This is a genomic window from Paraburkholderia sp. J67, assembly GCF_905220265.1.
GTDB lineage: Bacteria > Pseudomonadota > Gammaproteobacteria > Burkholderiales > Burkholderiaceae > Paraburkholderia.
This window is the reverse complement of the sequence record NZ_CAJMZK010000034.1, coordinates 45,931-68,187: the sequence shown is the minus strand read 5'-3', so window position 1 is coordinate 68,187 and position 22,257 is coordinate 45,931. Positions and strand designations below refer to the sequence as shown.

The window sequence follows — 22,257 nt, the reverse complement described above, 5'->3', positions numbered from 1 at the left end:
GACATGTCCCAGTTTTTTATCAAACGCCCTGTTTTTGCGTGGGTTGTCGCCATCATCATCATGCTGGCGGGCTACCTGTCGATACGCGCGCTGCCGATCAATCAGTATCCGAATATCGCCGCGCCGGCTGTGTCGATCACGGTGACCTATCCCGGCGCCTCTGCGCAGACGGTGCAGGATACCGTGGTGCAGCCGATCGAACAGCAACTCAACGGTCTCGACGGTCTGCGCTATATGTCTTCGGAGAGTGACGCCGATGGCAGCATGACGATCATCGCGACCTTCGATCAGGGCACGAACCCCGACATTGCCCAGGTGCAGGTGCAAAACAAGCTGTCGCTCGCCACGCCGCTGCTGCCGCAGGAAGTGCAGCAGCAGGGTATCCGCGTTGTGAAGTATCAGATCAACTTCATGATGGTCGCGGCGCTGGTTTCGGAAGACGGCAAGATGTCGAGCGGCGACCTCGGCAATTACCTCGCCTCCAATTTGCAGGATCCGATCCTGCGTACCAAGGGGGTGGGTGATTATCTGCTGATGGGCTCGCAGTACGCGATGCGTATCTGGCTCGACCCGGCGAAGCTCGATAGCTATTCGCTCACGCCGCAGGATGTCACGAGCGCGATCCAGTCGCAGAACGTTCAGGTTTCGTCGGGGCAACTGGGTGGACTGCCCGCGCGCGGCGGAGTGCAATTGAACGCTACGGTGATCGGCAAGGTGCGCCTGCGAACGGCCGACGAATTCCGCAATATTCTCGTTAAGGTGAACGCGGATGGTTCCCAGGTTCGCCTGGGTGATGTCGCGACGGTGAGCCTTGGCCCGGAAAACTACTCCATTTCCAGCCTGTATAACGGCAAGCCATCGGCGGGTATCGCACTGCGCCTCGCGACGGGCGCGAATCTGCTGGAGACGGTGCAGGCGGTCAAGAATCTGCTCAAGGAAAAGGAGCCGCTGTTGCCGCCGGGTGTGAAGATCGTGATTCCGTATGACACGTCGCCCGTCGTTCATGCATCGATCCATGAAGTGGTCAAGACGCTGCTCGAAGGCATCGTGCTGGTGTTCCTGGTGATGTATCTGTTCCTCCAGAATATCCGCGCGACGCTGATTCCCACACTGGCCGTGCCCGTGGTGCTATTAGGTACGTTCGGGGTGCTCGCCGCGTGTGGCTTCACGATCAATACGCTGACGATGTTCGGCATGGTGCTCGCAATCGGCCTGCTGGTCGACGATGCGATCGTGGTGGTCGAAAACGTCGAGCGCGTCATGGCCGAAGAAGGCCTGAGCCCGAAGGAAGCCACTAAAAAATCGATGGGGCAGATCCAGGGCGCGCTGGTTGGCATTGCGTTGGTGCTCTCGGCCGTGTTCCTGCCGATGGCGTTTTTTGGCGGCTCGACGGGCGTGATCTATCGCCAGTTCTCGATCACGATCGTCTCGGCGATGGCGCTCTCCGTGCTGGTGGCGCTGGTCTTCACACCGGCCTTGTGCGCGACGATCCTCAAACCGGTTAGCGCAGATCACCACGAGAAGAAGGGCTTTTTCGGCTGGTTCAACCGTACGTTCGACCGCGGCGCTGCGCGCTATGAAGGCGTGGTGGCGTCGATTCTCGGCAAGAAGGGGCGTTATCTCCTGATCTATGCGGTGATCGTGGTGAGCATGGGTGCGCTGTTCGCGCGTATCCCCACGGCTTTCCTGCCGGATGAGGATCAGGGCGTGATGTTCGTGCAGGTGCAGATGCCGGGTAATGCTTCGGCGGAGCGCACGGAGGATGTGCTGACGCAGGTGCGTAACTATCTGCTGAAGGACGAGTCGGGCGTGGTCGATGGCGTCTTTACCGTGAATGGCTTTAACTTCGCGGGCCGCGGCCAGAATTCGGCGCTTGCTTTTGTGAGCCTCAAACCATCGGACGAACGTAAGGGCTCGGGTACAAGCGTGTTCGAACTGGCGCAGCGTTCGTACGGCGCGTTCTCGAAGATCCAGGATGGCATGGTGATTCCCATCGTGCCGCCGGCTGTGCTCGAACTCGGTAACGCGCAAGGTTTCGACATCTACCTGCAGGACAACACGGGTGAGGGTCATGCTGCCTTGATGGCGGTTCGCGACCAGTTCCTGCGCCTCGCGCACGAGGACCCGCTGCTGATGAACGTGCGTCCGAACGGCATGAACGACGAGCCGCAATTTCACGTCGATATCGACGATGAGAAGGCGCGCGCGCTCAACGTGAGCATCGCGGACATCAACGACACGATGACTGCCGCGTGGGGCTCGCAATACGTGAACGATTTCGTCGATCGCGGGCGTGTCAAGAAGGTCTACGTGCAGGGCAATCCGGCTTCGCGTATGAGCCCGGAGGATCTGAACCGCTGGTATGTGCGTAATGGCCAGAACCAGATGGTGCCGTTCTCGGCGGTGGCGAGCAGCCATTGGGAATTCGGCTCGCCGAAGCTCGAACGCTACAACGGCATTTCGGCGGTCGAATTGCAGGGCCAGCCGGCAGCCGGACATAGCTCGGGCGAGGCGATGGCGCAGGTGCAGAAGATCGCCGCGCAGTTGCCGAAGGGCTACACCGTGGCCGTGACCGGGCTTTCGTATGAAGAGCAGATGTCGGGCTCACAGGCGCCAGCGCTTTATGTGCTGTCGCTCCTGATCGTGTTCCTCTGCCTTGCTGCGCTGTACGAGAGTTGGTCCGTGCCGTTGTCGGTTCTGCTGGTCGTCCCGCTGGGCGTGATCGGCGCGGTCGCGGCGACCTATGCGCGTGGCCTGACCAACGATGTGTTTTTCCAGGTGGGCTTGCTGACCACGGTGGGACTATCCGCGAAGAACGCGATTCTGATTGTCGAGTTCGCAAAGGATCTGTACGAACGCGAAGGGATGCCGCTCGCGCAGGCCGCCGTGCACGCCGCACGTATGCGCTTGCGTCCGATCATCATGACCTCGATGGCGTTCGTGCTGGGCGTGTTGCCGCTGGCGATCTCGCACGGTGCGGGATCGGGTAGTCAGCATTCGGTTGGCACCGGCGTGGTGGGCGGCATGTTGACCGCAACTTTCCTCGCGATTTTCTTCGTGCCCATGTTCTACGTGATGGTCACGGGTTTCTTTGCGCGTCGCAAGAAGGCGCAGACTGAAACCAGCGAGATGGATGAAGAGGTGGATGCATGAAGTCCTTGAAACTTGCAATTTTGCCCGCGTTCCTGCTGGCGGCTGGCTGTACCATGATTCCGACGTACCAGCGTCCGGACCCGGCTGTTGCCTCGCGCTACGAGACGTCGACGCAGGTAGAGGCAAAGGGTCCAGTGGCCGCGGACATCGACTGGCGCGATTACTACACCGACGCGCGGCTGCAAAAGCTGATCGGTATGGCGCTGGACAATAATCGCGATCTGCGTGTGGCGATACTCAATATCGAATCGGCACGGGCTCAATACCGTATCCAGCGCGCAGATCTGCTGCCGTCGCTTTCGGCGAGCGCAAGCGGCACGATCGAGCGCCTGCCCGCCGACGTTTCGACAACGGGACAGGCGGGCGTGACGCACAGCTATAACGTGGGCGGCGTGGCGTCGTACGAACTGGATCTGTTTGGTCGCGTGCGCAGCTTGTCGGAGCAGGCGCTCCAGAGTTACCTGGCCACAGCGGAAACGCGCAAGGCCACGCAGATCAGTTTGATCGCCGAAGTCGCGAACAGCTGGCTGACGCTGCAAGCCGATCAGGACTTGAAAGCGCTGACGGCGAACACGCTCATCAGTCAGCAGGCGTCTCTAAAGATCACGCAATCGGGTTTCCGTAACGGCACCGCCTCATTGCTCGAACTGCGCCAGGCGCAGACCACCGTGCATACTGCGGAAGTCAATCTCGCGCAGTATGACCGTCAGGTCCGCCAGGATGTCAACGCGTTGACGTTGCTGGTCGGCGCTCCGCTCAGCGCCGATCTCATCGCGCCCGAAACGCTCGCTGCGATCAAGCTGGATGAAGATTTGCCTGCCGGGCTGCCGTCCGATTTGCTGATGCGCCGTCCCGACGTCATGTCGGCCGAACATCAGTTGCTCGCGCAGAACGCGAATATCGGCGCAGCGCGAGCGGCGTTTTTCCCGCGCATTTCCCTGACGGCGAGCGGCGGGACCGCCAGTGCGTCACTGAGCAATCTGTTCGACCCTGGCAGCGCGGCGTGGTCATTCGGCCCGTCGATTACGGTGCCGATTTTCGATTACGGCCGCAATAGCGCGAATCTCAAGGCCGCGAAGGTCAATCGCGATATCGCGGTGGCGACCTATCAGAAGTCGATACAGACGGCTTTTCGCGAGGTCTCCGACGCACTGGACGGACGCGCGACCTGGGCACAGGAGGAAAGCGCCCAGCGCGAACTGGTTGTGGCGAGTCAGTCGGCCTACGATCTGTCCAGCGAACGCTATCGGCAAGGCGTGGATGCTTACGTGGACGTGCTCGTCAATCAACGCTCGCTCTACGATGCACAGCAGAATCTCGTCAAGATCCAGCTTTCGCGCATGAACAACACGGTCGATCTCTATCGGGCGTTGGGTGGAGGATGGACTGAGCCGGTTGTGAAGGCCGCCGATGCGCATGCGGCTGCACAAGCGAGCATCGATTAGCGTAGTTGCAGAAGGGGCTGCCGCGTGTGACGCGCGCCAGCTCCCTGTATTGAGGAAATAATAGTGAAGCGAACCCGCGAGCACGCGCTCGGCACGCGAACTGCGCTGCTCGAAGCCGCCGAATGCGTGTTCTATGAGCGGGGATTTACAGGCGCGACGCTCGATGAAATCGCCCGTCGAGCAGGTGTGACTCGGGGGGCGTTGTACGGGCACTTCGAGAACAAGCTTGCGATCCTCAATGCCCTATTTGCCGATGCCGCGCGTCCGCTCGACCCGTTCGCGGTGAAACTCACCGACTGCGAGGCTCATTCATTCGAACAATTTATCGAAGAAATCAGGCGTTGCTGGCGGGATGTGACGAATACGCCGCGAGCCGGGCGTTTGTACGCTTTGCTACTCAATCTATTCACGAATTCGCCGGATGCCGAACCGCTCCTCAAGCGATTCAAGGAGGCCGTCCGGAACTCCGAATGGTCGATCGAGGAATGGTTGCGCCGTGCGATATGCGATGGGTCCCTGCCGGAAACTTTTAATTCGGAGAAAGCGGCACGTGTGATTCACGCGACGTTGAATGGCTTGTTAAGACGCCGCCTGCTGGATCTGGACGAAAAGCCTCTACCCGATGCCGAGGTCGGAGCAATCGTGCGGGCCCTGGTGAAGTAGGGGGGGCTTTGCCCGCGCTCTGCCGCTAACGGAACCGACTTGTGGTTTATCCCTACATTGTCATCGCAATCGGGTGTTCAAGCGTTAAGGGAAGTGAAGGTAAGGCATCGTGCCTTGCTTCTCTCTACAAACTGGGTTTCAGCAATATGAAAAAAATCGTCCTTACTGCCATGGCTTCCGTCGCGATGCTTGCGGCCATCGCGCCCGCGTACGCGTACGATCACCATCATCACCCCGTGTGCCATAAGGTGCGCGTGCATCATCATTGGGAAAAGCGTTGTCATTAAGCCGGGCTTGACCTCGTGGCCGTGAAGATTCACGGCCACATTCGCCTCAAGATCATCGACACATTGCCTGTCGAGCCGAACGGCGATTCTGCTGTTATCCCGCCCGCGCCACGATTCACCATCGAATTTCAGGGCGCTGCAAATTTCGTTGTGCGTGCATCCGTCAGCGGACAATCATCGAACACTCACCCATCTTCGCTGCAGATAAAAGGGCAGCGCATCAGCGACTCTCAAGCGTTGATCTTCAAACTTTTGATCCATCATTTAATTAATGACGATTGAAAGGACGCGCAGAACGTAGTTGCCCAAGACACAACGCTGCACCCACATATCAATGATCCAAGGCAGATCCTCGTAACGTTCACTGGCCTCTGTGAAACGTTTGCGCGATCAAATTGCTATTCGCCAATTCAAATCCTTACTTTTTGAAATGAATAAAAATAAAAATGAAAGGTTTTGATTGATCGGAAGCGAAATGCGTTCTCAGTAATCTCGTGTAACGGCTGCGAGTTACGTAGCACGGGGTTTTACGTCGAATCGAATGAACTCAATCGGCTGTTCTGATCGCGCCGATTTTCAGAAAATGCGTTGATAAATCAATCCTCTAAGCAATTTCCAATGATCGGAGCCAGTGTGCTGAAGCCCGCTGGCACGACACATGCTTTATTACCTTGAGTTCGAAAAAATGACAGGCCCGCGCGGTCAGTACGCGGCAAGCCAGGTTGGGAATTCACTACGGGGAACGCAATGGAATTCTGTACGAGCCAGCGTCTTTGCTCGGCTGCGTGGTTGTGTATGTCGCTGGTCGCGACTTCTCACGCCTATGCCCAGGATACGGACCTTGCTCCGTCCGCTCCCCCTGTAGTGGGCCGCTTGATCGCACCGCCTTCCACGCTGTTGAACTCGCAGAGCACGATCGCGGCGCCACGTGCGCCTTCGATTGCGGGTGGTACCGCATTGAAACCGTCCGCTGCTGCGAGGCTCGCCCCAGGCAAGGATCATGGCGCAAAGGCGGCCACGCGCAAGCCACTCCCCGACGACCAGTTTGGCGGCACGGTCACCACCGATGCGGTGACGCTCGCGGGTCGGGACTTCTTTACCTGGTTTGCGCGCACCTGGGGCGATATTCCGTTGAGCGAGCGCTATGTCGTTGCCATTCACGAGCGGCCGTCGGGGCGATACGGCAGCCTGATCTGGGTCGAGTACCAGCAAAAGCGCGTTTTCCAGACCTTCCTGCCGATCGCGCGGGCCAATGTCAGGCCAGTCGCGGAAAGTGCCGCTAACCTGGCCTTCCAGACGGTGATTCAGGGCGACTTATCCAATCTGCTGTTTCAGGATAAGGATATGGCGAAGGACGAGATCTAAAAATCAATCAATGACAAAAAGGTGAAGCCAGAATGAACCACACGCTATTCAGGTCGGCAGTGCTGATTGCGCTCGCGGCGGCAATGCCCTGTGCGCAGGCGACCACACTTGTCTATCAACCGGTCAACCCGAATTTCGGTGGCGACGCGGCCAACGGGGTCAATCTGCTGAACGAAGCCAACGCCCAGAACAAGTACACCGCGCCTTCACAATCGTCGAGTTCGTCGACGTCCGAGTCGTCGCTGGATCAGTTCAATCAGGAATTGCAGCAAGCGATATTGTCGCGCGTCGCCAGTTCGGTGACGAATTCGATCGTCGGCACGGATGGCACGCTCAAGCCCGGGACGATCAGCACGGGGAATTTTACGATTGTCGTCAGCGCGATCAGCGGCGGCAATTTGCAGATCACGACAACCGACAATACGACCGGCGCGTCATCGACGTTCATCATCAGTAACGGACAATAAATCATAAGAAAGAATAAATCGTGAAAAACACCACACATTACATAGCAATGCTAAACAAAAATGGGGTTCGTGCTGCACTGGGTGCGATGCTGTTGCTTTCACTGGTCGGGTGCGTGACGCGCCCCATGCCGGCCGCGAGCAACGCAACGCTGACGCCGCCTACCAGGATCACGCGGGACCTGACACACCTGCCGCCACCGAAAGGAAAAATCGTTGCAGCCGTCTATGGATTTCGCGATCTGACCGGCCAATACAAGGCAACGCCTGACAGTTCATTCTCGTCGCAGGTTACGCAAGGCGGTGCATCGCTCCTCCTCAAGGCGATGCGCGACTCCGGATGGTTTACGCCGGTCGAGCGCGAAAACCTGCAGGACGTGCTGACTGAGCGAAAGATCATGCGCGCGACCGACCACGCGGATGAAAAGCGGGCGCAGGACGATGCGATGGCCGCGCTCATGCCGGCGAACATCCTGCTCGAAGGCGGCATCGTGGGTTACGACACGAACGTGCGTACCGGCGGTGCGGGCGTCGCCTACCTCGGGATCAGCGCTTCGACCCAGTACCGTGTCGATCAGGTCACGGTCAATTTGCGCGCGATCGATATCCGGTCAGGCCAGGTGCTCAACAGCATTTCAACGACCAAGACGATCTATTCCTACGAAGTGGATACGGGCGTCTACCGTTTTATCGGCTATCAGGACTTGTTGCAGGCCGAGGTGGGTTTGACGCGTAACGAACCGGTGCAGATCTGCGTCAACGAAGCCATCGAGTCAGCCCTCACGCATCTGATTGTCCAGGGGATCGCGAATCAGACGTGGGCCCTGAAAAACGACAAGGACTGGTATGACCCGACGGTCCAGCGCTATCTTCAGGAGGACCGCCAGTACGCGCAGGACATGGAGGATGCCAATACCACGTATGACCCAAAGAAGGTCGACCGTTCGGCCACGACCAGCCAGTGATGCAATGACATATCGGAGTGCGAATCATGAAGCGACATCAACGATGGCGAGGGCGTCTGGTGCGCGGCGCGCTTGGGGTTCTGTTTGCAGTCGGTGCGGTGCAGGGAGCGATGGCGGACATGGGCGCAAGCGTCCCCACAAGCGATCTGGGGCCGCCAGATGCGGCCTTCGACTACAGCGGCAATGTCGTGACGCTGCGCCAGGCCGGCAATAGCAATGCGGCAACACTCGATCAATCCGGCGCGGCTAATTCGATCGCGGCGAAGCAGATCGGGCTGGGCAATACGTTGAAAGCGTCACAGAGCGGCAGCCAGAATTCGCTGGCGGTACTGCAAAACGGCAGGGGCGATTCGGTTCAAGCGACTCAGACCGGCACATCGTTGTCGGCTCGCGTGACGCAGAACGGCAATAACGATTCGGTGACGCTCGCTCAGGCAGGCGCGAAGTCCGCGATTCAGGTGATCCAGACGGGTAACGGAGCGCGGGCCACGCTGGTCTCGCACTAAGCGAATCCCTGGAAATTAACGGGTACCAAGAGGCATTTTTAACCGGTGGGTTTCGATACAAACCCGCCTCATTTCGGCGTTGCTTAATCTCAGGAGAGGACAATGAAGTTCGCCAAATCTGCTGTTGCAGTCGCTGTACTCACGCTCGCGTCAGCTGCGGCCCATGCCGATTCGTCGGGTATCACCGATAACGTGACCCAGAACGGAAGCTACAACTCGGCCAGCATCAACCAGACGAACACGAACGGCGACGCCGTTGCCATCAGCCAGTCGTCTGCTTCGGACGGCACCCAATACAACTTCAAGGCTTCGGTGACGACCAATAACGGCACGGACGACCGGACCAGCATCACGCAGGCGTCGGGGTGGGCGGAGCCTTACTCGAGTGTGACCGTGTTGCAGAACGGCACCTCGCACGAAACGAACACCATTACCCAGAGCGCTTCTCTTGGCGGTGACTGGTCGGCGAATATCACCCAGTCGGCGGATGCGAGCACGGGCAACGCGCAATACGACACCAATGTCATCAACCAGTCCGGCTACATCAACAGCGCGTCGATTACGCAACAGGGTGGCGGCTGGAACAACGTGACCATTAACCAGGGGGTCTCCGCGTTTGGTTCGAGCAATAGCGCGACGGTTGCGCAGACGGATACGTATGCGAACACGGTGGGCATCGCGCAGACGGGTTCCGGCGGCACGGCCAAAGTGCAGACGACGGGCGATGGTGGCAACAATACGGCTATCGCCCAGACTGGCGGTGCGACCAACGCAGGCGTAGTGCAGACCGCGGAGGCGGGAGATACCGTTGGCATCACGCAGAACGGCACGGCGAAGGCAACCGTCAATTCATCCTATGGCGCGGCCAATACCACGACGATCTCGCAGCAGGGCGGCGTGACCGGCAATACCGCTTCGGTCGTCCAGTTTGCGGCGCTTGCCAACACGGCGGCGATCACGCAGACGGCGGACGGCAACAGCGCATCGGTCAATCAAACGGCTGTTTATGATGACCACGCGGCCATCAACCAGACGGCTGCGGCGAACACGGCATCGATCACGCAGGAATTCGGTTACGGCGATACGGCGAACATTGGCCAGTCCGCAGCTGGCAACCATGCATCGATCCTGCAATTCGGGTCGGTTGGTTCCACGGCGGCGATCGAGCAGGATTCGGTGGGGAACAACGCGGGCGTGATTCAGAACGCGTCGGCCTCGTCGGTCTCTGTGTTGCAGAATGGCGGGATCGGCAACTTCGTCAGCGCGTCGCAGAATGGTGCGAATGACGTGCTGAGCCTCGCGCAAACCGGCGACGAAAACAGCATCCTCGCGACGCAGGTCTACGGATCGGGCAACGACGGCTACGTGACGCAGATCGGCGCGGGCAATAGCGTGACGCTCGCGCAGCAAGGCAATGGCAATTATGCAAACATTCACCAGACCGGCTCCAACAACAGCGCGATTGTGAATCAGCATTAATCTTTCTTGATGCAAACGGCGGGCCGGAATGGAAGCAGTCCGGCTCGCCTTCTCTTCTCCAGTGAAATCGGAAAGCGGATTCGTGCCGTGAGGCGCTTGTCAAATGCTTCCAGTCAGCTCGGCAGTGTGCTCTCGTGCCGCTCGGCGACCAGCCGCGCGAGCCGTCTTTCTCCGATCGCTCCGCTCCACGCGTTGACCCAACGTGTCGCCATCAGGCGTTCGTCGGAGCCGCTTGCCTTCGCCAGGCGTCCTACGGCTTGGTGCAACCGAGTCATGGCGTACATCCTGCGTCTTGCTTCGGCCTCTATCGATAAACTCACGATTCCTGTCTCTCTGAATGCATATTGAAATGATCAGACGAATATCGCATATCGCGCGCGATCAGGTAGCCTGACCATGCAAATAACCTCAGACTCCAGGGGACTAATCCTTGACAAATCAACGGGCAGTGAATTTGTGTGGATATCACTGCCTTGGCGAAATTTCAGTCATGCATTTCTTCACGGGAAGAAAAACATGACCAGGCACTCGTCGATCTGACGTGCGAAGGCCTCGTTCGATGACCAGAGGAGCGCAGCAAAAAACGGCATCGACCTTAAGGATCTGCTCGAGGACGTGAAATAGCGTGGCGTATAGGAGATGCGCATTGAATGCGACTTTCTTCGCGCTCCGCAATCGCGGCGAAGGTGAACGTTTATGGGTCGAGTTCGCATGTCCGATTTGGCGACGGGCGTGGTCTCCTCCCAAATGGGGATGCTTCTGTGGTTGCGAGCGCCCAGCGGATAAAGCGAGGGGCTTCGCGAATCGGGCATTTGAATACATGCCTTAGACGTTGCGCAATTTCCAGCCTGACCTGTGGCGCATCAAGCTTGTTAGCGTCAGTTGCCTGGGCGTATGAATGTAGCCCACGAGGAACATTTTTTCTGCTTCGTCGCTTTGCTGTAGCCCAAGGGATGCATTTCTACAGTTGCTTTTGTAGCCTGTGGGCTACAATTATCGCTAATATGGACAATGATGATGCCCCGGGGCTACAAATGACCACACTGGCAGATGTCGCCGAGATGCTGCGCGAGGCTCGCCGCGCGGCAGGACTCTCGCAGAAAGAGCTGGCGGAGCGTGCCGGTCTCGCGCGCACGACGCTCACGCGGATGGAAACGCTCGCGCGGGGCGACATGAGCGTATCGGCGCTCGTTCGCCTGCTTGAGGCCGCTGGCTACGATCTGCGAACCGTTAAACGCGGCCACGGGCGCACGCTGGACGATGTACTCACCGAACAGCGCACAGCTGGAGACTAATGCATGCGTCTTAATGTGCACGTCAAAGGCAAACTGGTTGCCCATCTCTACCGTCAGGCAGACGACTATGCGCTGCGCTATACCGCAGACGCCGTTGCAGATGACTTTGTCAGCCTGACGATGCCGGTTCGCGAGGACGCGTGGGTCTGGCCTCGCGACTTGCATCCCTTCTTTCGACAAAACCTGCCGGAGGGCTTTCTCCTTCAGGTGATTCGCGAGGAGTTTGGCCCGTATCTCGACGGCACGGACCTCTCGCTGCTGGCCGTGATTGGCGGCTCGGGCATTGGCCGGGTTACCGTTACACCGGAGGGCGCGGCGCCGCGTTCAGAATTGCTGGCAAAGCGCGGCAAGGGCCTGTGAACGGGCCCCTGACGCTGGCGCCGCCCCTGATCGTGTGGGCAATTCGAGTAAACTGGAGCAGTCGTTCTACTTTGATCGTTCCCTGCATAATCCTGTTGACAATGTCGTCATTATGTCGACAATTAAGTGAGCAGGCTCTGCTGTTCAGTGCAGCGACGTCCGTTGCAGACGGTAATTAAAGCTATCGTGGCTGCGAAACCTGGTTTGATGCTCAGGGCTGCGCTCCATAAGCTGCAAGAATTCAGGAATTGACATGGTTAAGCCAGTAACGGAACAGCCGTCCGGCAAAGAAACGGGCGCGGCCCGAGTGTACAAAATGCTTCGCAGCGAGATCCTCACCATGACGCTTGCGCCGGGTGAAGCGCTCGATGAAGTCAGTCTCGCGGAGCGCTTCGATTCGTCCCGCTCGCCCATCCGGGAAGCGCTTGTACGGCTCTCCGCGGATGGTCTGGTGACCACGCTGGCCAATCGCAGCACGGTTGTCACACCGATGGAACTCGCGCGCGTGCCGGAATTCCTCGACGCGCTGGATCTGCTGCAACGTGTCACCACGCGTCTTGCCGCGCTACACCGCACGCCCGCCGATCTGGTCAAGATCCGTGAGACGTATAAGGCCTACCAGAAGGGCGTGGCGACGAGCATCAGGACGCGTGTCAGCCTGCCGATGATCGAGACGAATCACGATTTCCATATGGCGGTAGCGCGCGCAGGGCGCAATACCTATTTCGCCGATCTCTACAGTCGCTTGCTGGATGAGGGACGCAGAATGCTTCATCTGCACCTGCAATTCAAGTTGCAGGATCCCAACATCAGCCCGCAGGAGATGGGCTCGGATCACACGGAAATTCTGGATGCAATCGAGCGAGGCGATGCCGATAAGGCCGAGGAGTACGGCCATCTGCACGCCGTTCAATTCAAGGGCCAATTTCTGGAGTTCATGGATCGCAATCTGACTGCGTCCGTACCTTTGAATTACAAGGCGCCATCGCGCGAGACCACGACGGCTCAGTAGTACGCTGCTTCCTGCGAGATGACTCCCGTCTGCTCGACGGGAGTCATACGACCCGCTCTTTACTTCTCCACGCTGCTTCGCGTCGGTTCGGCAAGCGTGCCGCCAACCGACCACATCGAGCGTTCCACTTCCGTCATCACGAGTTGCACGTCCGCGAGCGGACATTTGGCGATGCGTGCAGTTTCGCGCGTCAGCACTTCAGCGAGTTCCGCCTTCTGGGCGTGAGTTCTGCCCGTGAGCATTTCCAGTCGGATAATTGGCATAACGAATTGTCCTTGAGTATCTTGATCGTGGTATTAGTTCGGCTGCGATGCGTAGGCGAGATAGGCCGAACGCACGAGCCATCCGCAATCGATCGGTAGGGTCGAGCCCGTGATCGCCGATGCGCCGGGTGAACACAGGAAGAAGATCGCATCGGCCACTTCAGACGGCTTGACGAAGCGTTTTAATGCCGACATATCGATGATGGCCTTCGGATCGCGCTCGCCGCTGTCAATGCGAGCCTGCATGGCGGGCGTGAGCGTGTACCCCGGGGCCACCGCGTTGACGCGCACGCCGCTCGGCCCCCACTCGGCAGCCATCACTTCGGTCATCATCTTCAGTCCGGCCTTGCCGACCGCATAGCCAATCTGCGCGGACGGCCGATAAGTCGTCAGCGAGCAGAGATTGACGATGGCGCCTTCGCCCTGACGGCACATTTCGCCTGCAAACGCCCGCGAAACGAGTAGCGTGCCGCGCACATTGATGTCGTACAGGCGGTCGATTTCCGCGACGTCGACTTCGAGCAGTCGCACCGCATTCTGGAGAATGCCGCCCGAATTCACGAGCGCATCGGGCACGCCAAAGCGTTCGACCACTTCGGTGGCGAAGCGGCGGACATCGTCTTCTTTCGATACGTCGAGCGCCAGAAACTCGGCCGTCGCCCCCGACTGCTGCATGTCCGCCACGACGCTGCTGCCGCGATCCGCATTCACATCGGCCACCACGACACGGTAACCCGCGTCGCCAAACCGGCGCGCCGTCGCTTCGCCGATACCGCTTGCCCCACCCGTTACCACGACCAGCTTTTGCTGCTTGTCCATAAGACGCCCTCATTGCGTTGAGCGCTCTCGCGCCACCACGGCGCAATAGCGTTTTGCGTACTTCCGTCTGACGAAAGCGCTTTGTTCAGTCGTTTATTAGTCGACCGAATGTCGACAAATGCTTGCACTCGCCAAAAAAACTGTCAAGAAAACATCGATTTTTGACGAGCATTTCGCGCCAGGGTTTTCCTTGAACAAGCGTAATTGTCTTTGAAAACAAAGGGAAATTTCCAGAGTTGTGGCAGCGCATGATTTTTTCTCGTTGACTTTGTCGTCATTTGGTCGACAATTGGTGTGCGGCGGATGCACCTGAGAAAACGCTAAAGCAGCATCGTGACGAGGACTTGATCAACCCTTGGCAGAAGCGATCCCAGGCACGCAGCCCCCTCTCGTTAGCGGTATTTGCATCGCGCAAACTCTGAACGGATGAAACTATGGCAAGCGCACGCATCGGCGTTGACATCGGCGGGACATTTACCGATCTGGTACTTCTCGACGACAACGGACAGGTGACCTTTACTAAGGTATCCTCAACTCCGGCTGCTCCGGAAGAAGCGGTCCTGACCGGGATCGATCGGATTCTCGGGCAAGCTGGACTCAAGACCTCGGATGTTGCCGAGGTGCTGCACGGCACGACCGTCGGCTCGAACACGATGCTTCAGAAGGTCGGAGCGAAGTGTGGTCTGATCACGACCAAGGGCTTTCGTGACGTGCTTGAAATCGGCCGCGTCCGCACGCCGTCGATGTTCGATCTCACCTGGGACAAGCCGGTCCCGCTGGCGGAACGGCGTTATCGTCTGGAAGTCAACGAGCGCGTCAATGCAGCAGGCGAAGTCCTGGTGCCAACGCCCGTCGACGAAATTCTCAGCGCTGGCGAGTTCTTCCGCGCAGAAGGTGTCGAGTCCGTCGCGATCTGCTTTCTGAATTCATACAAGAACGCAGAGAACGAAAAGATTGCGCTGGAGGCATTCCAGAAGGCCTTCCCGGAAATCAGCGTCACCGCTTCAATTTCCGTTCTGCCGGAAATGCGCGAATACGAGCGCACCTCGACCACGGTCGTGAATGCCTATGTATTGCCTGCGCTGCGCACCTATCTGCAGCGCCTCGAATCGGGCCTAAAGCGTATCGGCGTCAACGCGCCGCTGCTAGTCAGCAATTCGAATGGCGGCCTGTCCAGCGCCCGCATCGCGCAGGACACGCCGGTGTTCTTCATCTCCTCGGGCCGCTCGGCGGGCGTGGTTGGCGCGGGCCGCCTGGGCGACGCGCAGGGCAGCAAGGAAATGGTCGTGTTCGACATGGGCGGCACGACGGCATCGGCCTCGCTCATTCACGACGGGCAGCTGGCCCGCACGAACGAATACGAGTTCCGCGCCGGCATCTCCACGCCGAGCCGCTTCATCAAGGCAGGCGGCTACATGATGCGCGTGCCGACGATCGACGTGGCCGAAGTGGGCAGCGGCGCGGGCTCGATCGCCTGGATCGACGCGGGCGGCCTGCTCAGCGTCGGCCCGGTTTCCGCAGGCGCATTCCCCGGCCCGGTGTGCTACGGCATCGGCGGTGAGCGCCCGACGGTGACGGATGCGAACGCGGTACTCGGCTTCCTGCCGCCGAGCCTCGCTGGCGGCACGATGGAACTCAAGCTGGACGCTGCGCGCAATGCGATCGACACGTTGCTCGCGAAGCCGCTCGGTATTGGCACCGAGGAAGCGGCGGTCGGTATCCGCGAAGTCGTGAACGTCAACATGGCGCGCACCATCAAGGCGGTGACGGTCGAACGCGGCGTCGATCCGCGCGACTTCACGCTCGTCGCATTCGGCGGTTCGGGTCCCGTGCATGCGTGCGATCTCGCCCGCGCGCTCGACATGAAGCAGGTGATCTTCCCGGCGGCGCCCGGCGTGTTCACGGCAATGGGCATGCTGGCCGGTGCGGTGGAGCGCTATTTCGTGCGTCCGTCGCTGAACCTGCTGGATAACCTCAATATCGACGAACTCGCCAGCACGGTCGAGCAAATGCGCAAGGACGCCCGCAAGGCGCTGGCCGAAGAAGGCTATTCCGCCGATCGCATCGAATTCGTGTTCGATCTCGACATGCGCTTCCGTGGACAGGACTACGAAATTCCTGTGCGCGTTCCGGAAACCATCGATGGCGCCACGCGCGAAGCGCTGCGCGAAGGGTTCATTGCGGCTTATACGGCGATGTATGGCTACGCGTCGAAGGACGCCATCGAGTGCGCGAACCTGCGTTTGCTGGCACGCGGCGTGGCATCGAAGACGCTGGATTTCCGCGATATTCGCAGCGCGCAATCCACGAAGGGCGAGCAAAAGCGCGGCACGCGCCGCGTGTATTTCAATCGCGAGTCGGGCTGGGTGGATACGCCGGTGATGTCGCGCTCGCTGCTCGACAACGAGATCGTCGGTCCCGTGATTCTCGAAAGCACCGATACCACCATCGTGGTGCCGCCGGGCTGGCGCGTGAGCGCGGATCGGGTTGGTTGCGTCATCGCGACGCTCGCCTGACTTCATTGGAGCTAACATGACACAACGTAAAGTCGACCCGATCACCTTCGCGGTCGTAAAGAACGCGCTCGACACCATCGTCGACGACATGGCCTTTGCCGTCATGCGCACCGCGCGCTCGCCCATCATTCGCGATGTACTCGACTATTCGGTGACGATGTGCGACGCGGCGGGCCGCATTCTCGCGCAGGCGAAAACCGTCGCGCTGCATCTGGGCGCCGTGCCCGACGCCGTGGATGTAGTAATCAAGAAGTTCGCGGCGACGTGCAAGCCCGGTGACGTGATCGTGCTGAACGATCCGTACGAAGGCGGCATGCACCTTCCCGACATCTTCATGTTCAAGCCGATCTTCTTCGAGAACCGGCTTCAGGGCTTCTCGGTCGTGATCGCTCACCACTGCGACGTGGGCGGCCGCGTGCCGGGCTCCAATGCGGCCGATTCGACGGAGATCTTCCAGGAAGGTCTGCGCATTCCGCCGATGAAGCTCTACAGCGAAGGCGAACAGAACGCCACGCTGGTCGACATCATCAAGAAGAATGTGCGTCTGCCCGACCTCGTGCTGGGCGATCTGGATGCGCAGCTCGCGACCTGCAATATCGGCGAGCGCGAACTGCTGCGCATGATCGACCGCTACGGCGAAGACAATCTGCGTCTTTACTTCGACGAGTTGCTCGATTACGGCGAGCGTCTGACGCGCAAGGCGATCGAAGCGTGGCCGGACGGCACCTACGAATTCACCGACTATATCGACAACGACGGCTTTACCAGCGACGCGATTCCCATCAAGTGTGCGATCACGGTCGCGGGATCGAGCCTGTCGGTAGACTTCGCGGGCTCCTCGCCGCAGGTCAAGGGCGCCATCAATTCGACGCTGTCGTTCGTCAAGTCGGCCACGTATCTGAGCATCCGCTGCGTGCTCGATGCCGATGTGCCCAACAACGCCGGCGTGTATCGCTGCATCGACATCACCGCACCGGAAGGGTCGATCCTGAATCCGAAAATGCCTGCGCCGGTGGCGGCGCGCGCCCTTACGGGCTACCGCGTGGTGGATACGGTCTTCGGCGCACTGGCGAAGATTGCGCCGAAGAAGGTTATGGCCGCGGGCGAAGGCGGCAATACCGTGATCGCGCTGAGCGGCTATGACGGCGACGCAAGTGAGCCGTTCATTCTGGTCGACATGATCAATGGCGCGTGGGGCGGCCGCTCGAACAAGGACGGCGTGGAAGGCGTGACGAACCCGTCGCAGAACATGTCCAATCTGCCGATCGAAACGCTCGAAGCGCGCTATCCGATCCTGATGGAGGAGTACGGCTTCCGTAACGACTCCGGTGGTGCGGGCCGCTACCGTGGTGGCCTGGGACTCGTGCGCCAGTATCGTGTGCTGGCAAAGCGGGTCGTGGCGCAGATCCGCTCCGACCGCGCGGATCACGCCCCGTACGGCCTGTTTGGCGGTGCAGCCGGCGCGCCCTCGCGCAACGTCCTGAATCCGGCTACCACGGCTGAAGCCGCCCCCAGCAAGTTCACGATGGAACTGGAGGAGGGCGTGGTGATCCGCCACGAGCAGGCAGGTGGCGGCGGCTACGGCAATCCGCTCGAACGCGACGTCGATCTCATCGAGCGCGACCTGCGCGACGGCAAGGTGACGGCGGCGTTCGCCGAGCAGCACCACGGCGTGGTTGTCAATGCAGCGGGGTCGATCGACCGTGACGCCACGACGCAAAAGCGTCAGCGCGTCGCTGCCTGACCATAAATCGCGAAATCTTTGCAGATCATGCCGTCGGCGTCCTGATGCGCCCGCCGCCGACGGCAGCTCGATACAGGAAACGGAAATGGAGCAAATCGAAAAACGTCTCGCCGAACTGGGCTACACGCTGCCGGCCAGCCCGGTTCCCAAGGCGAATTACGTCCCTGCCCGGCTGGTCGGCAATCTGCTGTTCATCGCAGGACAGATCCCGACCGCCGATGGCGAAGATAAGTTCGTCGGCAAGGTGGGGCGCGATCTGTCGCTCGAGGACGGTCAGGCAGCCGCCAGGCTCTGCGCGCTGAACATGCTCTCGCAGGTTCGCACCGCGCTGGGCGGCAGCTTCGAGCGTCTGGCCGGTTGCGTGAAGCTTGGCGGCTTCGTCAATTGCGAGCCGGATTTTGGCCAGCAACCCCAGGTCGTCAACGGCGCCTCCGATCTCATCGTGCAGGTGCTGGGCGAAAGCGGCAAGCATACGCGCTTCGCGGTGGGTGCGAATTCACTGCCCAGAAATGTCGCGGTGGAAATCGACGGGATTTTCGAAATCCGTTCGTAATCAACTCGTCGATTGTTTCGAGTACGGCTTTGTGTATTTTTAGTATTCCGATGTAAATCATTTCGGATCATGGAAATTGCATTGACGTATGGTTGGTTTGTCTCTGGTACTGACTTGGCGTTCTACAAAAAATAGATTGCGACGTTGAATCGAAAGCGTCTGATTTCACCCTTACCCTGCGAGGTTAGCAATGATCCGGATGTCCAGCCTTATTCGCCGCACTTTGATGTGCGCCACCGCATTCTCGGCCCTGCTGTCGAGCGTTCCGTCCCATGCGCAGGATACGTCGACGTGGCAAAGCGTCAGACAGGCCGGCGTGCTTCGCTGTGGTATCGCGCTTTCGCCTCCCTACACCATGCGCGATATCAAGTCGGGCGACTACAGCGGCATTTTCCCGACGCTTTGCAAGGACTTCGGTGAAAAGGTCCTGCATGTCAAGGTTCAATTCGTCGACACCTCGTGGGACAACATCGTGGCGGGCCTTCAGTCCGACAAGTGGGATCTGTCGCTCTCGCTCAACGATACGCCGGAACGTGAAAAGGCCATCGCCTTCTCGCGCTCGGTGATCGACTATAACGTGACGCTCGCTTACAACAAGAGCAATCCCAAGCTGCCGAAGGCGATCCATTCGATCGCCGATATCGACAAGCCGGGCGTGATCATCACCGTGATGTCCGGCACGGCGCAGGACAAGGCGATCTCCGGCCAGATCAAGCAAGCGCAGATCATGCGCCTGCCGGGCTTTGACGAGACGCGCCTCGCGCTCATGTCAAAGCGTGCGGACATGCTTGCCGACGACAACATGACCAACCGCATGCTCGATGCCGCGCATCCGGACTGGGCCGTGACCTTCAATCCGAATCCGCCGCTCGCGCAACAGGGAATCTGCTTTGGCGTTCGCAAGGAAACGTCGGCAGCCGATATCGCCGTGCTCAACAAGTTTATCGAAGACGAGCAGAAGTCCGGCGGCGTGAATGCCATCGTTCAACGCTCGGTGAAAGAAACGATCGCTTCGACCAAATAAGGGCAAAAGGGCAGGCGGCGCGATGGGGCGTTTGCGCCGCACTGCTTGCTGAATGACGTTTCCGGCTTCAGCCATCAGGTTCGGATCAAACCGGAATGCCCGTCCGGCGTTCTACGGAGAAAGTTCCCATGTTGCAATCCACTATGAAGATCGTACCTAACTCCGTTCCAGCGGATGATCCTGTCGATACGGCAAGCGCCGGTGATTTCGTCCAGTTGCGCTCGGTTTATAAGTCGTATGGCGAGAATCTCGTCGTCATGGACCACATGAATCTCGACATGCGCGCAGACGATCGCCTCGTCGTGATCGGACCCAGCGGCAGCGGGAAAAGCTCGCTGCTGCGCGTGATGATGGGGCTTGAGGGCATTCAGAGCGGGTCGATCGACTTTCAGGGAAAGCCGTATATTCACGGCGCGGATTCCGGCCGCGGCAAGCGCATCGACGGCAAGCTGCAACGCCAGATCGGCATGGTGTTCCAGCACTACACCTTGTTTCCGCACCTCTCGGTGCTGAGCAACCTGATCCTGGCGCCGGTGAAGGTCGGCGGTGTGTCGAAGGCGCAGGCGACGGAGCGCGCCCGCATGTATCTCGCGAGACTCGGTCTGGAGAGCAAGCTAAACGCCTACCCAAGCCAGCTTTCGGGCGGCCAGAAGCAACGTGTCGCCATCGCCCGCGCGCTGATGCTGGAACCCAAGCTGATGCTATTCGACGAGGTCACGTCCGCGCTCGATCCGGAAATGGTGGTGGAAGTGCAGAACGTGATGCTCAAGCTCGCCGAGCAGAAGATGGCCATGATCATCGTCACGCACGACATGCATTTCGCGCGGGATATCGCGACGCGTGTGGTGTTTTGCGCCAGCGGCAAGGTGGTGGAGCAGGGTGCGCCGCGCGAGATGTTCAAATGTCCGAAGGAAGCGCGCACGCGTGAGTTCCTCGAGAAAGTTCTTCATCTTGATTGAGGGCACGGCCATGCACTATCACTTCGATTTCAGCTTTCTCACGAGTAGCGTGCCGCCCTTGTTACAGGGCTTGAAGGTGACCGTCGAACTGGCGATTGCCGCGAACCTGATGGGCTTGACCCTGGGCTTCGTGCTTTGCTTGCTCGTGATGAGTCGCTGGGCCGTCGTGCGCGTACCGGCGCAACTCTTTATCGAGTTTTTCCGTTGTACGCCGGCGCTGTTGCAGATCGTCTGGTTCTTCTACTGCATTCCCATGATGGTGAACGTCTTTCTCGATCCCGTGTGGATGGGCGTGCTTGCGCTGGGGCTGAACCTGACCGCATTCAACGCCGAGGCCTATCGTGCGGGCGTGCAAGCCGTGCCGAAAGAACATATTGACGCTTGCGTGGCGTTGGGGCTCAAGCCCTGGCAGCGCACGGTTTTCGTGATTCTTCCGCAGGCGTTGCGAAACTCGCTTCCCGTGTTGATGACGAACGGCATCGGCACGTTGCAGCAGAGCGCGCTGGTGGCGATCGTCGCCGTGGCCGATCTGATGTATGTCGCCAAGACCATCGCGACGGAAGCCTACCGCCCCATCGAAACCTACTCGGTCGTGGCGCTCGTCTATTTCCTGTTGTCGTTGCCCATCGCACGGCTGGTGCACGTGATCGAGCGCCGCCAGGACCTCGCCCATCAGCGCTAAGGAGCCGACATGAATATCGATTTTTCAGTCGTGTTGCCGTACTGGCTGCTGCTTCTGAAAGGGCTGGGATTGACGCTGGGCCTGACGGGGCTCTGCGCGATCATCGGCAGCTTGCTGGGCTTCGTAGTCAGTTTGTTGAGAAGCTCGCCCGTTGCATGGATTCGCATGCCCATGACGCTCTATGTGGAGTTTTTCCGCGGCACGCCGCTGCTGATCCAGCTCTTCTGGGTGTTCTTCTGCTTCCCGGTGGTTTTCCGGTTGCCGATTCCGCCGTATCTGTCCGTGGTGATCGCGCTGACGCTTTTCATGGGCGCCATTACCAGCGAGACCTTCCGCGCCGCGCTGAAGTCCATTTCGTCAGAACAACACGATGCCTGCATCGCGCTGAGTCTGTCGCCCCAGGCGAAAGTGCTCTATGTGATTTTCCCGCAGGCTCTGCTGCGTGCGATCCCGCCGCTGCTTTCGAATATCGTCAGTCTGTTCAAGGAAAGTGCGCTGATCTCTTCAGTGGGCGTGGCGGATCTGATGTTCGTGGGCGAAAGTATTTCCAACAGCACGGCGAGGCCGCTGGAATTCCTGACCACCGTAGGTCTGATCTATTTCGTCGTGGCGTTTCCGCTCACGCGGCTGGTCGGCCTGGTCGAGCGGCGATTCCTGCGACGTTTTGCATACTAGATTGAGCAGCGCACAACTTGTGATGAGA

Annotated in this window: 21 protein-coding genes and 1 pseudogene; 19 read left to right on the top strand and 3 right to left on the bottom strand. The window is 59.4% G+C overall.

The window, feature by feature from the left end; genetic code table 11:
- Positions 1 to 3: 3 nt before the first annotated feature.
- The 9 genes from U5782_RS36325 to U5782_RS36285 all read left to right on the top strand — a co-directional run bounded on the left by U5782_RS36325 (position 4) and on the right by U5782_RS36285 (position 10,327).
- A complete protein-coding gene (locus U5782_RS36325; RefSeq protein ID WP_322048684.1) occupies positions 4 to 3,153 on the top strand; it encodes an efflux RND transporter permease subunit in 3,150 nt (1,049 codons plus the stop codon).
- Complete coding sequence (locus U5782_RS36320) at positions 3,150 to 4,598, top strand: efflux transporter outer membrane subunit (protein ID WP_322048683.1); 1,449 nt, start codon at positions 3,150 to 3,152, stop codon at positions 4,596 to 4,598. The genes U5782_RS36325 and U5782_RS36320 overlap by 4 nt, the downstream gene beginning before the upstream one ends.
- 63 nt (positions 4,599 to 4,661) lie before the next feature.
- On the top strand, positions 4,662 to 5,261 hold the full coding sequence (locus U5782_RS36315) for a TetR/AcrR family transcriptional regulator (protein WP_322048682.1): 600 nt from the start codon (positions 4,662 to 4,664) through the stop codon (positions 5,259 to 5,261).
- Positions 5,262 to 5,563: 302 nt separating this feature from the next.
- Positions 5,564 to 5,830, top strand: coding sequence for a hypothetical protein (locus U5782_RS36310; RefSeq protein WP_322048681.1), 267 nt, complete (start codon positions 5,564 to 5,566; stop codon positions 5,828 to 5,830).
- A 513-nt stretch (positions 5,831 to 6,343) separates the two neighbouring features.
- Complete coding sequence (locus U5782_RS36305) at positions 6,344 to 6,913, top strand: CsgE family curli-type amyloid fiber assembly protein (protein WP_322048680.1); 570 nt, start codon at positions 6,344 to 6,346, stop codon at positions 6,911 to 6,913.
- A gap of 32 nt (positions 6,914 to 6,945) precedes the next feature.
- The gene (locus U5782_RS36300) at positions 6,946 to 7,380 is read left to right on the top strand and encodes a curli assembly protein CsgF (protein ID WP_322048679.1); all 435 of its coding nucleotides are present in this window, start codon (positions 6,946 to 6,948) and stop codon (positions 7,378 to 7,380) included.
- Positions 7,381 to 7,400: 20 nt separating this feature from the next.
- Positions 7,401 to 8,342, top strand: coding sequence for a CsgG/HfaB family protein (locus U5782_RS36295; protein WP_322048678.1), 942 nt, complete (start codon positions 7,401 to 7,403; stop codon positions 8,340 to 8,342).
- Between the two features lie 26 nt (positions 8,343 to 8,368).
- Positions 8,369 to 8,848, top strand: a complete 480-nt coding sequence (locus tag U5782_RS36290; protein WP_322048677.1) for a hypothetical protein — start codon at positions 8,369 to 8,371, stop codon at positions 8,846 to 8,848.
- Between the two features lie 102 nt (positions 8,849 to 8,950).
- Positions 8,951 to 10,327 (top strand): hypothetical protein, encoded by a 1,377-nt coding sequence (locus U5782_RS36285; RefSeq protein ID WP_322048676.1) that lies wholly within the window; start codon positions 8,951 to 8,953, stop codon positions 10,325 to 10,327.
- A gap of 113 nt (positions 10,328 to 10,440) precedes the next feature.
- Here the strand turns inward: U5782_RS36285 and U5782_RS36280 are convergent, their stop codons facing one another.
- Complete coding sequence (locus U5782_RS36280) at positions 10,441 to 10,602, bottom strand: hypothetical protein (RefSeq protein ID WP_322048675.1); 162 nt, start codon at positions 10,600 to 10,602, stop codon at positions 10,441 to 10,443.
- A 759-nt stretch (positions 10,603 to 11,361) separates the two neighbouring features.
- Between U5782_RS36280 and U5782_RS36275 the strand changes: the two genes are divergently transcribed.
- The 3 genes and pseudogenes from U5782_RS36275 to U5782_RS36265 all read left to right on the top strand — a co-directional run bounded on the left by U5782_RS36275 (position 11,362) and on the right by U5782_RS36265 (position 12,994).
- Positions 11,362 to 11,622, top strand: a complete 261-nt coding sequence (locus U5782_RS36275; RefSeq protein WP_322048674.1) for a helix-turn-helix transcriptional regulator — start codon at positions 11,362 to 11,364, stop codon at positions 11,620 to 11,622.
- Between the two features lie 3 nt (positions 11,623 to 11,625).
- Positions 11,626 to 11,955, top strand: a pseudogene (locus U5782_RS36270) (HipA N-terminal domain-containing protein); the annotation flags it as partial.
- Between the two features lie 280 nt (positions 11,956 to 12,235).
- Complete coding sequence (locus tag U5782_RS36265) at positions 12,236 to 12,994, top strand: GntR family transcriptional regulator (RefSeq protein WP_322048673.1); 759 nt, start codon at positions 12,236 to 12,238, stop codon at positions 12,992 to 12,994.
- Positions 12,995 to 13,053: 59 nt separating this feature from the next.
- Here the strand turns inward: U5782_RS36265 and U5782_RS36260 are convergent, their stop codons facing one another.
- Together U5782_RS36260 and U5782_RS36255 are read right to left on the bottom strand one after the other, a co-directional pair.
- Complete coding sequence (locus tag U5782_RS36260) at positions 13,054 to 13,257, bottom strand: tautomerase family protein (RefSeq protein WP_322048672.1); 204 nt, start codon at positions 13,255 to 13,257, stop codon at positions 13,054 to 13,056.
- A gap of 33 nt (positions 13,258 to 13,290) precedes the next feature.
- Positions 13,291 to 14,076, bottom strand: a complete 786-nt coding sequence (locus U5782_RS36255; RefSeq protein ID WP_322048671.1) for an SDR family oxidoreductase — start codon at positions 14,074 to 14,076, stop codon at positions 13,291 to 13,293.
- Positions 14,077 to 14,510: 434 nt separating this feature from the next.
- On the opposite strand from U5782_RS36255, the gene U5782_RS36250 reads away from it, so the two are divergent.
- The 7 genes from U5782_RS36250 to U5782_RS36220 all read left to right on the top strand — a co-directional run bounded on the left by U5782_RS36250 (position 14,511) and on the right by U5782_RS36220 (position 22,229).
- Positions 14,511 to 16,592 carry a hydantoinase/oxoprolinase family protein gene (locus tag U5782_RS36250; RefSeq protein WP_322048670.1) on the top strand — a complete coding sequence of 694 codons (2,082 nt, stop codon included), beginning with the start codon at positions 14,511 to 14,513 and terminating at the stop codon, positions 16,590 to 16,592.
- 16 nt (positions 16,593 to 16,608) lie between these two features.
- Positions 16,609 to 18,336 (top strand): hydantoinase B/oxoprolinase family protein, encoded by a 1,728-nt coding sequence (locus U5782_RS36245; RefSeq protein ID WP_322048669.1) that lies wholly within the window; start codon positions 16,609 to 16,611, stop codon positions 18,334 to 18,336.
- An 85-nt stretch (positions 18,337 to 18,421) separates the two neighbouring features.
- Positions 18,422 to 18,889, top strand: a complete 468-nt coding sequence (locus U5782_RS36240) for a RidA family protein (RefSeq protein ID WP_322048668.1) — start codon at positions 18,422 to 18,424, stop codon at positions 18,887 to 18,889.
- Positions 18,890 to 19,088: 199 nt separating this feature from the next.
- Positions 19,089 to 19,913: a substrate-binding periplasmic protein gene (locus tag U5782_RS36235; protein WP_322048667.1), complete on the top strand. Its 825-nt coding sequence runs from the start codon at positions 19,089 to 19,091 to the stop codon at positions 19,911 to 19,913.
- 143 nt (positions 19,914 to 20,056) lie between these two features.
- Entirely contained in the window at positions 20,057 to 20,872 is an 816-nt protein-coding gene (locus U5782_RS36230) for an amino acid ABC transporter ATP-binding protein (protein ID WP_415914473.1), read from the top strand.
- Positions 20,838 to 21,554 (top strand): amino acid ABC transporter permease, encoded by a 717-nt coding sequence (locus U5782_RS36225; protein WP_322048665.1) that lies wholly within the window; start codon positions 20,838 to 20,840, stop codon positions 21,552 to 21,554. Before U5782_RS36230 ends, U5782_RS36225 begins: the two co-directional genes overlap by 35 nt.
- 30 nt (positions 21,555 to 21,584) lie before the next feature.
- Positions 21,585 to 22,229, top strand: a complete 645-nt coding sequence (locus tag U5782_RS36220) for an amino acid ABC transporter permease (protein ID WP_322048708.1) — start codon at positions 21,585 to 21,587, stop codon at positions 22,227 to 22,229.
- Positions 22,230 to 22,257 lie beyond the last annotated feature (28 nt).